The organism is Bradyrhizobium ferriligni (assembly GCF_056837965.1).
Genome location: NZ_JBXEJO010000095.1, coordinates 1 through 13,853, shown reverse-complemented (window position 1 = coordinate 13,853; position 13,853 = coordinate 1). Strand labels below are relative to the sequence as shown.

Below are 13,853 nucleotides of genomic sequence, written 5' to 3'. Positions count from 1 at the left end.
TCCCGAGGATTGCCGGTCAGCACACCGTCATTCCGCAGGTTGAACCGCCGTTCTCTCATTGCGCGCAGTGCTGCCGGCATGCCCGTACCGGGCATAGAGCGCCGGCAGCACGGCGAGCGTCAGCAGGGTCGCGCTGATCAGGCCGCCGATCACGACGGTGGCGAGCGGCTTCTGCACCTCGGCGCCGGTGCCGGTGGCGAACGCCATCGGCACGAAGCCGAGCGAGGCCACCAATGCGGTCATCACCACGGGGCGGAAGCGGGTGAGGGCGCCTTGCTCGATGGCTTCCCGCATCGGTACGCCGCGTTCGCGCAACTGCCGGACGAAGCTCAGCATCACGAGCCCGTTCAGCACCGCAACGCCCGACAGTGCGATGAAGCCGACCGCCGCCGAGATCGAGAACGGCATGCCGCGCAGCCAAAGTGCGGCGATACCGCCGGTGAGTGCCAGCGGCACCGCGCTGAACACCAGCAGCGCATCGCGGGCCGAGCCCATCGCCGCCAGCAGCAACAGGAAGATCATCGCAAAACAGGCCGGCACCACGACGGCCAGGCGCTGGCGCGCCGCGGCGAGATTCTCGGATTGGCCGCCCCAGGTCATCCAATAGCCCGGCGGAAGCTGCACCGATTGCGTGACTCTTGCCTGGGCTTCCTCGACCACCGAGCCGAGATCGCGGCCGCGAACATTGGCTGTCACCACGATGCGGCGCTTGCCGTTCTCGCGGCTGATCTGGTTCGGCCCTTCGGTGAAGGAGAACTGGGCGACGCGGTTGAGCGGCAGGCTCTGCACCGGCGAACTCGGCGTCGCCTTCGGCAACGCGACCGGCAAATTGCTCAGCGCCTCGAGATCGGAGCGCACGCTCTCCGGCAATCGCACCACGATGTCGAAGCTGCGATCGCCCTCGTAGACGACGCCGGCATCCTGGCCACCGACCGCGGCGCCGATCACGTCCTGCACGGCCGAGACGCTGAGGCCGCGCCGGGCGATCGCAGCCTTGTCGACCTTGATCTCGAGCACGGGCAGGCCGCCGGCCTGTTCGACCTTGACGTCGGTCGCGCCGCGCACGCTGCGCAGCGCGGCGGCAATCTGGTTGGCGGCTTTCTGCATCGGCCCGAACTCGTCACCAAATACCTTGACCGCGATGTCGCCGCGAACGCCGGCGAGCAGTTCGTTGAAGCGCATCTGGATCGGCTGGGTGAATTCATAGACGTTGCCGGGCAGCCGGCCGACCGCCTTCGAGATGTCCTCGATCAGTTGCTCCTTGGTCAGCGATGGATCCGGCCACTGCTCGCGCGGCTTCAGGATGATGAAGGTGTCGGACGCGTTCGGCGGCATCGGATCGCTCGCCACCTCCGCGGTGCCGGTCTTGGAGAAGACGAACGACACCTGCGGAAAGCGGCTGACGGCCTTCTCGACCGACAGCTGCATCGCCTGCGACTGCGACAGCGCCGTGCTCGGAATCCTGAGCGCGTGCATGGCGATGTTCTTCTCGTCGAGCGAAGGGATGAACTCCTGGCCGAGGCGGAAGAACCCGAACAGGGCGGCCGCGAACAGCACGACCGCTACAGCGATGACCGGGATAGGCGTTGCAACCGCGCGCCGGAGCAGCGGGCTGTAGCAGCGCTTCAGCGCCGCGACGAGCCGGTTTTCCTGCTCCTGCACGCGGCCGGTGATGCCGATCGCGATCAGCGCCGGAACCAGCGTCAGCGACAGCACGAAGGCGGCCGCGAGCGCAAGGATCACAGTCAGCGCCATCGGTTCGAACATCTTGCCTTCGACGCCGGTGAAGGTCAGCAGCGGCACATAGACCAGGAGGATGATGGCCTGGCCATAGAGGCTCGGCTGGACCATTTCCACAGCGGACGCCCGCACCGTCGCCAGCCGTTCGTCGCGCGTCAGCACGCGGCCAAGCGCATGCTGCTTCTCGGCGAGGTGACGCAGACTGTTCTCGGTGATGATCACGGCGCCGTCGACGATCAGGCCGAAATCCAGCGCGCCAAGGCTCATCAGATTGGCGCTGATGCGGCCCTGCCACATGCCGATCGCCGTCATCAGCATCGCGACCGGGATCACCAGCGCCGTGATCAATGCCGCGCGGAAATTGCCGAGCAGCACGAACAGCACGGCGATCACGAGCAGTGCGCCTTCACTGAGGTTGCGCGCCACGGTGCCGATCGTCGCATCGACCAGCTGGGTGCGATCCAGCACCGTCTTGACCTCGATGCCGGCCGGCAAGGACGGCATGATTGTCCGCAGTTTGGCGTCGACCGCGGCCGACACGGTGCGGCTGTTGGCGCCGATCAGCATCAGTGCCGTGCCGACCACGACCTCGCGGCCGTTCTCGCTGGCGCTGCCGGTGCGCGTCTCGCCGCCGATCGAAAGCGTCGCGAGGTCGCGGATCCGGACCGGGACCCCGCCGCGGGTGGTGACGACGACGGCGCCGAGTTCGTCGATGTTCTCGAGCCGGCCGCCGGAGCGCACGACGAAGCCTTCGCCGTTGCGCTCGATGTAGCGCGCACCGCGGCTGACATTGTTGGTCTCGATCGCCTTGGCAACGTCGGCAAAGGTGAGGCCGAGCGCGATCAGCTTCGCCGCATCGGGATGGACCTGATACTGCTTGAGGTATCCGCCGATCGTGTCGACGCCGGCGACGCCAGGCACCATCTTGATCTGCGGCTTGATGATCCAGTCCTGTACGGTGCGCAGATAGGCGTCCTTCTCGACCTCGCTCTGCAACATCTGGCCGTCCGCCGTCAGGAAGCGGCCGTCGCTTTGCAGGCCCGGCGCGCCGTCGGCCTGCACCTTCTGCCCGGAATAATGGACGGTCCACATGTAGATCTCGCCAAGGCCGGTCGAGGTCGGGCCGATCCGCGGCTCGATGCCTTGCGGCAGGCGCGCGCGGACTTCGGTCAGGCGCTCGCCGACCTGCTGGCGGGCGAAATAGATGTCGGTGGCCTCGCTGAACACCGCCGTGATCTGCGAGAAGCCGTTGCGGGAGAGCGAGCGCGTGCTCTCGAGTCCCGGCGCGCCGGCCAGCGCCGTCTCGATCGGGAAGGTGATCTGCTTCTCGATTTCCGCCGGCGACAGCGCCGGAGCCACGGTGTTGATCTGGACCTGCTTGTTGGTGATGTCGGGCACTGCGTCGATCGGCAGCCTGGACAGCGCAAGGCCGCCGAGGAACATCAGGATCGCCGCCAATGTGACGACCACCCAGCGCCGCTGGATCGCAAGACCAATGATGCGCTCAATCATGGTCGTGCTCCGCCTCGTCCTTCTCGAACTCCGCCTTCAGCGTGAAGGTGTTCTGCACCGCGATGGTCTCGCCGGCTGCAAGGCCGGCGACGATCTCGATATCGTCGTCGTCCTCGCGGCCGGTCCGCACCGATCTCGCCTCGAAGCCGTCGGCATCGCGCACGAACACGGTCGGCGTTCCCTTGATGGTTTGAAGCGCCTTCTTCGAGACGATCACGGTCGACGGCGCACCTGACAGCGGGACCTCCGCGGTGACGAAGGTGCCCGGCTTCCAGCGGTGGTCCTTGTTGGGCATGGTCGCGATCACGCGCGCGTTGCGGGTCTCGCGGTCGAGCAGGGGGCTGACGAAGATCACGCCGGCATTGGCTTCATCCTCGGTGCCGATGGCGCGGATTTTCACCGAAACGCCTTCGCGAATCGCGCCGATGTCTTCGGGGGAGACCGCGAGGTCGACCCAGATGTCATCGAGATTGACGATGACATAGAGCTCGCTCTCCTGGCCCTCGCGCCCGATCAATCCGCCGAGGTCGACACGCCGCTCGGACACCCGGCCGCTGATCGGCGCGCGCAAAAACTGCGTCCGCAGGCTCTCCGGGGGCTGGTTCGGCAGATCGGCAATCTCGCTCTCCGAGAGGCCCAGCGCAAACAGCTTCTGCCGGGCGCCGTCGAGCTTGATCTGGGCATCGTTCGCGGTCAGCCGCGTCCGCAGGAACTCGTTTTCCGACACGATGCGGGTCTCGACCAGCGTCTTCTGCCGCGCGTAGAGGGTCTGCTGCAGATCGTTGGTGAGACGCGCGGCGAGGTACTCGCTCTTGGCGTCGGCCACCTCGCGGCTTTCGATCGCGGCGACGATCTCGCCCTTCTCGACGACATCGCCGAGGCGCTTGCGCAGTTCCGTGACCGTCGCAAGCACGCGCACCGAGACCCGGCCGATGTGATCCGCATCGGGGATCAGCGATCCCGGCGCGAGGAAATGCCGCTTCAGCATGCCGCCGCTGGCTTGCGCGAACGTGATGCCGGCTTCGCGAACCTGGTCTTCGCTCAGCTCGATATGTCCGGGGGCCTCGTGCCGGGCCTCGGTCTTTGTGTCTGTCGTCGCAGTCTCCTGCGTCGCGGCCGGGAACCTGACCGGCCAGCCGATCCATCCGGCCGCCACAACGACCAGTGCAATGCCGGCGGCCACGCCGGCGAAAAATAGAACAATCCGTTTCATATGCGCCTCTCCGCAGCGCAGGCCCATGGCCCTGCGCTGTCGCGACATCGATCTGTGCGGAAGCGTGCGCTGGCGAATGGCAGCAGCGCACGGCCGGTCATGTCGACCGGATCAGGCGCGGGGTGGCTTGAAGGGAGAGAGGCGATCGGCCGAAGCGGGCAGCTCAGTGCTGCTGTGGCCATAGCTATGCGGCGCATAGGCGATCGGGAACGCGGTCTCCTGCGGAGCCACGGACGCGACGTGCGTCAGGCAATGGTCGCCGTGAGGTGAGGCCGGATGCGCCGGAGCCTTGCCGCCGGCGCCGGCGTCGTTGATCGACTGTGCGATCGAGAAGCCGGCAGCCGCGTCGGCATCGCCGTCGGAGGTCCAGCCGTGGAAGAACGACAGCACCAGCGCGAGCGAGATCAGTCCCGCAAGCAGGCTGCGCCAGCGGCGCGATCCCGTTGCGTGAGGAGAAGACTGAATCATGGTGCGCGAAGCGTCCATGGGGCCTACTTAGCGCCGTGCCTGCGCGCATTCAAGTTCGGGTCCGCGACAGATTGGCCGTGGATACTATAACGTTACGCGCTGTCTGCGGTTCGGCGCAGCAGCCATCGGCGCGCCGCGACGACCGCCCAGATCGCTTCGACGAGGCCGAACGGCCAGGCGCCCTGCAGGAAACCGTAGGCCGAGCCGAGCGCGCAGGAGACAGCGAAGGCCAGGATGAACCAGGGGCTGCGATCTTCGGCCGCATAGCAGGCGAGCATCATGGTCACGGCGAGTAATCCGAACAGCGTCAGCGCATCCATTCCGCAGCAGAACTCCTGTTGTAACGCTGTTGATATCTGAGCATGCTTGGGATGGAATATCCATCCAGCGCCGCCGCCCTGAAGGGACTGCACCATGAAGCGCATGCATGTTCACGTCGCCGTCAAGGACATCCCGCAATCGGTCGGCTTCTACTCGGCGCTGTTCGGGGCCGAGCCGACGGTCGTGAAATCCGATTATGCCAAATGGATGCTCGACGATCCCCGCGTCAACTTCGCGATCTCGACCCGCGGCCGCGAACCGGGCCTGGACCATCTCGGCATTCAGGTCGAGAGCGCGGAGGAACTCGGCGAAGTGTACGGACGGCTGCGCAAGGCCGGCGGCGAGGTCATCGAGCAGGGCCAGACGGTGTGCTGCTATGCCAAGTCCGAGAAGTCGTGGATCGACGATCCCGCGGGGATCGCCTGGGAGACATTCCATACGACCGGTGAGAGCATCGTCTATGGCGACGGCACCGGCGAGCGGACCGCGCGTGTGGCGCACGAGAAGCAGGAAGACAGACAGAGCGCGTGTTGTGCTCCACAGCCCCAGGCCGCGCCGCCCGGGGCCTCGGCTTGCTGCAGCTCGTGAGCATGGAGCGGCCGAGGGGCCGGTTGCGCGCGAGTCCACGCTGGCCTTAACCGTCCGATAACTGATTTTCCTAACCACCCCTTGGGTTGTGTTCCCGTACAAGGGCATCCACAGGGGCAGGAAAATGTCGGTTGTCTCAACGAGCAGCGTGCCGGAATACCGGCGGCTGTCGATCAAAGGTGTGTTGCGCGCCAGCAGGATGGGCGCCATCCAGTGGCTCGTCCTGAGTGCCGCGCTGCTGGTGCTCGCCATCACGCTTGGCACCGGCTATCTCGCGCTGCAGTTTCGTGAGCGCGCGCTGGAGATGTCCGAGCGCGAGCTCAACAACACCGCGCTGCTGCTGTCGCGGCATTTCGACCAGCAGCTTACCGACCTCCAGCATGTCCACGACGACATCGTGAATTATCTGCGGGCCGAGCAGGTTGAGACCGCCGATCAGTTCGAAAAGAACATGTCGCTCTTGAGCGCGCACGAGATGCTGCGCACGCGGCTGGCGGCGCTGCCGCATGTCGGCGGGCTCAATCTGTTCAACGCCAAGGGATGGCTGATCAACTCATCCGAGATGTGGCCGGTGCCCGACATCAGCGTTGCGGACCGGCGCTATTTCCGGGAGTTCACCTCGGGGCGGCCGACCTCGCCGGTGATCGTCGAGCCCGCAATGAGCAAGGTGAGCGGCAACTGGACCACGATCTTTGCGCGCAAGATCACCGGGCGCAACGGCGAGATCATCGGATTCGCCAGCCGCGGCGTCGAGCCGAGCCATTTCGAGGATTTCGTGGCCTCGCTGGCACTGAGCGGCGACACCGTTATTTCGATGATCCACCGCGACGGCACCATCATCGCACGCTATCCGCAGGATGCCGCCGTGATCGGCCGCAACATCATCAACCTGCCGGTGTTCCAAAAGGTCATCAGCTTTGGCGGCAACACGTCGGGACGGTTCGTTGGCGCTTCGGGCGAGGAGAACGTCGGTGCGGTCAGATCGCTGTCGCATTTTCCAATCCTGATCCTCGCCACCACGAAAACATCGAGTGCGCTGGACGACTGGCGCGCCCAGACCAAACTGCAATTCTGCGCAGCCGTGTTGGCGGTCCTGATCATCAGCTTCGCGGTCTTCCTGATCGTCCGCCAGCTGCAGCGGCAGCACGATGCGGCAAGCCGCCGGCTGTCCGAGAAGAGCCAGCACCTCGACACCGCGATCAACACCATGACGCAGGGGCTGCTGTTGTTCGATGCCTCGGCGCGGCTCGTGATCTGCAACCAGCAATATATCGACATGTTCGGCCTTTCGCCTGATGTGGCGAGGCCAGGCTGCCATCTGCGCGACCTGATCCTGCATCGCCAGGCGATCGGCTCGTTTGTCGGCGACGTCGATGAGTACTGCGCCCGCTTCACAAACCCGAGGGGCGATGAGGTCCGGGACTCCGTGATCATGACGCCTGACGGTCGCAGCATCCGCCTGATCTACAAGCGTGCGCCCGACGGCGGCTGGGCTACCACGCTCGAGGACGTCACCGACGGACGGCGTGCGCAGGCGCGGATCGAGTATCTCGCGCATTACGACGCGTTGACCAATCTGCCGAACCGGACGCTGTTCCAGCGCCACGCGGAAGGGCTGCTGCTCGAGGCCGCCACGCGCGAGTTCGCCATCCATTACATCGATATCGACGAGTTCAAGCGGATCAACGACACGCTGGGCCATCTGATCGGCGATGAGTTCCTGCGGCGCGTGGCCGAGAAGCTGCGTCTGTCGGTCGGGTCGAACGACTTCATCGCGCGGCTCGGCGGTGACGAGTTCGCGATCGTCCAGCACGACATCACCTCGGACGACGACGTCAGCGACCTGGTCGCACGCGTCTATCAGTCGCTGCGCACGCCGTTCGACTGCCTCGGCCATAATTTGTCGAGCGACGCCAGCATCGGCATTGCGATCGCCCCGCGCCACGGCGCCGACCTGTTCCGCCTGCTCAAATGTGCCGACCTTGCGATGTACGCCGCCAAGGCGGCGGGCCGCAGGACCCATCGCTTCTTCGATCCGGCGATGGAGGCGCAAGCCAATCTGCGCCGCGCGCTGGAGGCCGATTTGCGCACCGCGCTGGCCGAGGGCGGCTTCGAGCTGCACTACCAGCCGCTGGTCGACTTGCGCAGCGACGAGGTGACCGGCTGCGAGGCGTTGCTGCGCTGGCGGCACCCCATGCGCGGCATGATCTCGCCGGCCGAATTCATACCGGTTGCCGAGGAGACCGGGCTGATCGAGGAGATCGGGCAGTGGGTGCTGCGCACCGCCTGCATCGAGGCGGCAGCCTGGCCGGCGCATGTGCGCGTCGCGGTCAACGTCTCGCCGATCCAGTTCAAGTCGGAGACGCTGGCGCTGAAGGTTGCCAATGCGCTTGCCGAGAGCGGGCTCGACCCGCGCCGGCTCGAGCTCGAGATCACCGAGGCGGTGCTGATCGCCGACGACGATGCGGCGCTGGTCACGCTCGGCCAGCTCCGCGCGCTCGGTGTCCACATCGCGCTCGACGATTTCGGCACCGGATACTCGTCGCTGCAATACCTGCAGCGCTTCCCGTTCGACAAGATCAAGATCGACCGCAGCTTCGTCAAGGAAGTGACACGCAACAGCGGCTCGGCCTCGATCATCCGCGCCGTGGTTTCGATCGCAGCCGACCGCAACATGATCACCACCGCCGAAGGGGTCGAGACCGACCAGCAGCGTGACACCGTGCAGATGCTCGGCTGTACGCAGATGCAGGGCTATTTGTTCAGCAGGCCGGTTCCTGCGCGGGACCTGCGGACGCTGCTCGCGGCCGATAGCGTCGCCGCCTGAGCGGCTGCCGATCCGGTCCGTCAGGAACAATCGTCGCCGTCTCCGATTGGGAGTGGAAGCTCTTGAGAGGCGAGGCGGTCCATGAAAAGCAAGCTCGTGTCCGATGCGCCCAGCGCGCAGATTCACGTCGTCGTGCTCGATAGCGGCGAGGAAGCGTTCGGCGCGCTGACGAAGTTCGCCAATGATGCGAAGGTGACGGCGGCATCGCTCAGCGCGATCGGCGCGTTCGAGCGGGCCACGGTCGGCTGGTTCGATTTCGCATCCAAGAGCTATCGGAAGATCGAGATCGACGAACAGTGCGAGGTGCTGTGCGCGCTCGGCGACATCGCGACCGGCGACGACGGCAAGGCCAGCCTGCACATGCATATCGTGCTCGGACTGTCGGACGGATCGACCCGCGGCGGCCATCTGCTTGCCGGCATCGTCCGCCCGACGCTGGAGGTTGTGGTCACGGAAGCCCCCGCCAGGCTTCGCCGGCGCAAGCGGCCCGAGCTCGGCATCGCCCTGATCGATCCCGCCGCGACCGCCTGACGCTTTCCGTCGAAAAGTTCCTAAAAATCGACCTGCCGACGCTGGGGCGCGGAACCGAAACCGTGGAACCGCGTTCCCTTGCGGGGCTCGACCGGCAGGCGATCAATGAAAACCGCAGCAACGTCCGCGGCCATGCTGCTGTTTGCCTCGTGCATGGCAAACGCAGAGAGTGGCCTTGCGTCCTATTATCGTGGCATCGGCAAGAGTGGCGAGATGACCTGCGCGCATCGCAAGCGACCATTCGGCAGCATGATCACCGTCTCCTATCTGGGAAAATCGATCCGGTGCCGCGTCAACGACCGTGGCCCGTTCGTTCGTGGGCGGATCATCGATGTGTCGACCACGGCGGCCCGCGCGCTCGGCATCCTTCAGCTCGGCGTCGCGCATGTCGTGATCCAGTAGGGCGCGGCCGGCGGCGGGATCAGGGCTTGGAAGCGGTCGCCCGCTGTTCGACGATCGCCTTTCGGAGCGTCCGTGACAGTGCCTCGACCGAATAGGGCTTCTGGATCAGCTCGAAGCCGCTATGCGCATTCTCGGCGAGTACGTTGCTGTAGCCGCTGGTCAGCACCACCGGCAGGCCGGGAAAGCGATCGCGGATGATCCCGGCGAGCTCGACGCCGTTCATGCCCGGCATGATCACGTCGGAGAACACCAGGTCGGCGGCAAACTCGTTCTCCGAGAGGATCGAGAGCGCGGCATTGGCATTGGCCGCGCGCTTGACCGAATAGCCGAGATCCTCGAGCAGCTCGGTTGAGAACTGGCCGACATCGTCGTTGTCCTCCACCACGAGGACGCGATAGCCGCGGCCGATCGAAGCCTGCTCGATGCCGGCGCTGGCGGCGACCTTGGCGTCCGCCGGGCGCATCGCGTGCGGCAGATAGATGGTGAAGGTCGCGCCGTGCCCGGGCGTAGAGGTGACCTCGATGTCGCCGTCGGATTGCTTGACGAAGCCGAAGGCCTGGCTCAATCCGAGACCCGTTCCCTTGCCGACCTCCTTGGTCGTGAAGAACGGCTCGAAGATCGCGTCGAGATTTTCCGGCGAGATTCCGGTGCCGGTGTCCTGGATCGAGACCGTGACGAAATCGCCGCTGCGCGAGGCCTGGGCGCGCAGGGCAGGGATATTCTTGACCTTCCGGACGCCGATCGTCAGCAGGCCTTCGCCGCTCATGGCATCGCGGGCGTTGACCGCGAGATTGAGTAGCGCGGTCTCGAACTGGCCGATATCGGCGATCGCAAAGCAATCGGGATCCTCGATCCTGACTTCGATGTGAATCCGCGCGCCGACCAGCGGGCGGATCAGCTGCGTCACGCTGTCGACTTGCGTCCCGACATTGAACACTTCCGGATTGAGCGGTTGCCTGCGCGCAAATGCCAATAGCTGCGCGGTGAGCTTGGAGGCCCGCTCCACGGTCTCGGAGATCGCGTCGATATAGCGGCGGCGCCGGTCGTCCGGCAGCTCGCGGCGGCGCAGGAAGTCGGTCGCGGAGCGAATGATGGTGAGCAGATTGTTGAAATCATGCGCGACGCCGCCGGTGAGCTGGCCCACCGCTTCCATCTTCTGCGATTGCCGCAGGGCCTCCTCGCCGCGGCGCCGTTCGGTGATGTCGACGGCCTCCGGCACGGCGCCGACGATGGTGCCGTGCTGGTCCTGCAGCGGCCGCATCGCGAAATCGAAATAGCGTTCGCCGATCGGCAGGCGCAGCTGCATCTCGATCTTGACTTCCTCGCCGCGCATCACGGTCGCAAAGGCATTCTGGATCACGCGCGGCATGCCCTCGGTCGCGGCGAACCACGGCGTGTCCCAGAACGGCTTGCCGACGACGTCGGCGGCATCGGTACAGATGCCGGCCAGCGCCGTTTGGTTGCTGTAGAGCAGGCCGCCATCGCGGTTGAGCAGCATCTGGTATTGATGGCTGGTTTCCAGGATCGCGCGCGTCTGCGCTTCGCGGGATTCGAGCTGCGCGGTGCGCTCCAGGATGCGCCGCTCCAGCGACTCATTGAGCTTGCGAAGCTCGATCTCGGCTTCCTTGGCCGCCGTGATGTCGTGGGCGACGCCGATGAAGCCGATATGCTTGCCGTTCGGGTCCCAGCGCGGCTGCGATTCCGAGCGCAGCCAGCGCCAATCGCCCGCGGCATTCCGATAGCGGGCCTCGAGCACGAATGGCTTCAGCGAGAGCTCGCCGGTGATCTGCTCCTGCAGGATTTGCGGCAGGTCATCCGGATGCAGCGCCTTGCGCCAGTCGAACACGATCGCTTCCTCGAACGGCAGTCCAAGGAAGTCGAGATAGGCCTGGTTGGCAAAGGAGCGGGTGCGGTCGAGCTTGGTCACCCAGATCGGCACCGGCGCGCTGTCGGCGATCAGGCGGAAGCGCTCTTCGCTCTCCCGCAGGGTCTCCTGCGCCAGCATCTGATCGGTGACGTCGAGATCGGCGCCGACCAGCCGCAGCGCACGGCCGCTGCGGTCACGCTCGATCTTGGCGACGACGCGGATCCAGCGGCTCTCGCCGTCGTTCGGGCGGACGATGCGGTATTCGGCCGTGTAGTCTTCGCCGCCGGCCTTGAGCACGCCGAACAGGTGCCGGACCGTGCGCTCGCGATCCTCGGGGTGGATGCGCGCGACCCAGTTCTCATAGGTCTCGTTGACCTCTTCGGGCGGCAGCCCATGCACCAGGAGATATTCGGGAGAGCGGCGGTTGCGCACGCCGTCGCGAAAATCGATCTCGAGTCCACCGACCCGCGCGATGCGCTGGATCCGCGCCAGCTCCGCCTCGCGCTCCTGGAGCTCGCGATGGGCGCGATCGCGTTCGCGCGCGATCTCCTCAAGATGCTGCCGCAGCCGTTCGGCTGCCGCAGCTTCGGGAAGCACATCAGCGGGATCGGATGGGGTCATACGCGCCGGCAACCTCTCGGTGCAGTTTCACACAGGACCCGGCGGCTTTGCCAGCTTGATTTGCGGCGATCACTTGCGCTTCACTGGTTCTTCACTTGCCCTTCACCTGGCTTTGGGCGGCCGGCAATTATAGGCCCGGCGGAACCCGGCGGCCTGTGCATCCTCCTCGGAGCAGAACCAGCGATCCGGATTGCCGAGGCCCGGATAACTGCGGCACGCCTGCAGGTGGTAGATGCCGACATTGCCGGTGACGCGGGCCCGCACGGCGTACTTACCCTTGATGTTGCAGCTGGCCGGCATCGGCAGGTCGTCGGGGAAGAGCGCGTTGCGAATCTGCTGGTCGCGGTCGGCGGGGCAGGCGTTGCCGAGCAGGGCGCCGTCCTTCCTGGCCGTACGAAAGTCGCGCGGCGCCACGAAGCAGCCCTTCCAGAGCCCGGCGCGATTGTCCTTTGCGGTGGCTTCATCCGGCTTGAATCGGCCAGTGGCCGAGTTTTCGACATTGAGAGCATAGCCTTTCTGGACCAGCACCTGGCTCAGGCTGGTCGGGTCGCCCTCGATCTTGCAGACGCCGAGGCGGCGCTTCTTGAAGGTCGGATCGACGCCGATATCGTCGCAGTGAACCTGCTTGCCGCCGATCAGCCTGGTCAGCTGGTCGCGCGCCTCGATCCCGCAGGTCCAGACGTCGGCGTGCTCGTCGATGCAGAGCTGATCGACCGCCGGCGCGTCGATGCCGTCGAGCCGATAGGTCGTGTTGCCGAGCTGAACGGTGCCGGCGTCCTTGATGATCGCTGACGCCGCGGGGCCGGCGGTCGCGGGCAGGCCAGGGATTGCAGACAGGCAGGTCAGGAGAAGCGTCGTGGCGACCGGATTTCGAAACCGCATTTTTTCACTTCAGATCTTTGGCGGGCAGCCGAACTTCTAGCACAAGCCGGTACGATCCAACCAAGGACCGTTCGCGAATAGGGGCGTGCGCACCGTCACGTCCCGATCGGCATTCCGCGACGTAGAACGGCCAGACATGGCCATTGAAGGGATGCGCGTGGCCGAGTTTCGTCATCAACGTCCTCGCCGAAATCGTCACCGACATCTGGACTCTGCAATGCCTCGCACGCTGGCGGCGGAAGAGAAAGGCGGCCCAGAAGAACCGCGTCCGATCAAAGATCCGATTGACTTGATGAGAACAAAATAGGAACATGATGCGCCACCTGAATCCCGGATACCCCATGATGTCTGCACGGCCCGAATCTGACGACGATGACGGGCTGGAAGCCGCTGTCGATCAGGCCATTTCCGCCTGCGGCGGGAATCTGCGCGCCACCATCCGGGCGCTGATCGTGGCCAATGAATTCCTGGAGAACGAGGTCAGCGAACTGATGAAAGCCGTCGCGAAGGCGCATTCGCGTGGCCGCTTCAAGACCTATTCGGGCTGAAATACCCCTCAGGCTACCGCCGAGGATTTGGCCGAGGATTTGGCCAAGCATCGGGCAGCACGTGCATTAGACCGTTGCCTCCGGGGCAATTTGCTGTACCACGGAGTGGTTACGCCCAATCGCCCGTGCCGGATTGCGCGGGGAGGAATCCTGCCAAAGCCCAAGTCCTAAGAAGCCCAAGCAAGAAGAGCATGTTCAAGAAAATCCTGATCGCCAACCGCGGCGAGATCGCCTGCCGGGTCATCAAGACTGCGCGCCGTATGGGGATTGAGACGGTCGCCGTCTATTCCGAGGCCGACCGCGATGCGCTGCATGTCGAGATGGCCGATGAGG

12 protein-coding genes are annotated in these 13,853 nt (G+C 65.4%); 6 read left to right on the top strand and 6 right to left on the bottom strand.

What is annotated here, in order from left to right; genetic code table 11:
- Positions 1–27: 27 nt before the first annotated feature.
- The 4 genes from AC1VNY_RS37805 to AC1VNY_RS37790 form a co-directional block, all read right to left on the bottom strand.
- Positions 28–3,252, bottom strand: coding sequence for an efflux RND transporter permease subunit (locus AC1VNY_RS37805; protein WP_482408978.1), 3,225 nt, complete (start codon positions 3,250–3,252; stop codon positions 28–30).
- On the bottom strand, positions 3,245–4,465 hold the full coding sequence (locus tag AC1VNY_RS37800; RefSeq protein WP_482408977.1) for an efflux RND transporter periplasmic adaptor subunit: 1,221 nt from the start codon (positions 4,463–4,465) through the stop codon (positions 3,245–3,247). The genes AC1VNY_RS37805 and AC1VNY_RS37800 overlap by 8 nt, the downstream gene beginning before the upstream one ends.
- A 111-nt stretch (positions 4,466–4,576) precedes the next feature.
- Positions 4,577–4,933 (bottom strand): hypothetical protein, encoded by a 357-nt coding sequence (locus AC1VNY_RS37795; RefSeq protein ID WP_482408976.1) that lies wholly within the window; start codon positions 4,931–4,933, stop codon positions 4,577–4,579.
- A gap of 92 nt (positions 4,934–5,025) precedes the next feature.
- The gene (locus AC1VNY_RS37790; RefSeq protein WP_482408975.1) at positions 5,026–5,253 is read right to left on the bottom strand and encodes a hypothetical protein; all 228 of its coding nucleotides are present in this window, start codon (positions 5,251–5,253) and stop codon (positions 5,026–5,028) included.
- Between the two features lie 94 nt (positions 5,254–5,347).
- Here AC1VNY_RS37790 and AC1VNY_RS37785 point away from each other — a divergent pair, with 94 nt between their 5' ends.
- The 4 genes from AC1VNY_RS37785 to AC1VNY_RS37770 all read left to right on the top strand — a co-directional run bounded on the left by AC1VNY_RS37785 (position 5,348) and on the right by AC1VNY_RS37770 (position 9,602).
- The gene (locus AC1VNY_RS37785) at positions 5,348–5,842 is read left to right on the top strand and encodes an ArsI/CadI family heavy metal resistance metalloenzyme (RefSeq protein ID WP_482408974.1); all 495 of its coding nucleotides are present in this window, start codon (positions 5,348–5,350) and stop codon (positions 5,840–5,842) included.
- Between the two features lie 124 nt (positions 5,843–5,966).
- Complete coding sequence (locus tag AC1VNY_RS37780; RefSeq protein ID WP_482408973.1) at positions 5,967–8,669, top strand: bifunctional diguanylate cyclase/phosphodiesterase; 2,703 nt, start codon at positions 5,967–5,969, stop codon at positions 8,667–8,669.
- 81 nt (positions 8,670–8,750) lie between these two features.
- Positions 8,751–9,200 carry a PPC domain-containing DNA-binding protein gene (locus AC1VNY_RS37775; protein ID WP_411782821.1) on the top strand — a complete coding sequence of 150 codons (450 nt, stop codon included), beginning with the start codon at positions 8,751–8,753 and terminating at the stop codon, positions 9,198–9,200.
- 105 nt (positions 9,201–9,305) lie between these two features.
- Positions 9,306–9,602 carry a septal ring lytic transglycosylase RlpA family protein gene (locus AC1VNY_RS37770; protein WP_038385833.1) on the top strand — a complete coding sequence of 99 codons (297 nt, stop codon included), beginning with the start codon at positions 9,306–9,308 and terminating at the stop codon, positions 9,600–9,602.
- A 19-nt stretch (positions 9,603–9,621) separates the two neighbouring features.
- On the opposite strand, the gene AC1VNY_RS37765 is transcribed toward AC1VNY_RS37770, so the two are convergent.
- Entirely contained in the window at positions 9,622–12,090 is a 2,469-nt protein-coding gene (locus AC1VNY_RS37765) for a PAS domain-containing hybrid sensor histidine kinase/response regulator (protein ID WP_482408972.1), read from the bottom strand.
- 102 nt (positions 12,091–12,192) lie between these two features.
- Positions 12,193–12,972, bottom strand: coding sequence for a thermonuclease family protein (locus tag AC1VNY_RS37760; protein ID WP_482408971.1), 780 nt, complete (start codon positions 12,970–12,972; stop codon positions 12,193–12,195).
- A gap of 341 nt (positions 12,973–13,313) precedes the next feature.
- Here AC1VNY_RS37760 and AC1VNY_RS37755 point away from each other — a divergent pair, with 341 nt between their 5' ends.
- Entirely contained in the window at positions 13,314–13,520 is a 207-nt protein-coding gene (locus AC1VNY_RS37755; RefSeq protein ID WP_016840474.1) for a hypothetical protein, read from the top strand.
- A 125-nt stretch (positions 13,521–13,645) separates the two neighbouring features.
- A partial coding sequence (locus tag AC1VNY_RS37750) for a biotin carboxylase N-terminal domain-containing protein (protein ID WP_482408970.1) occupies positions 13,646–13,853 on the top strand: 208 nt, incomplete at its 3' end.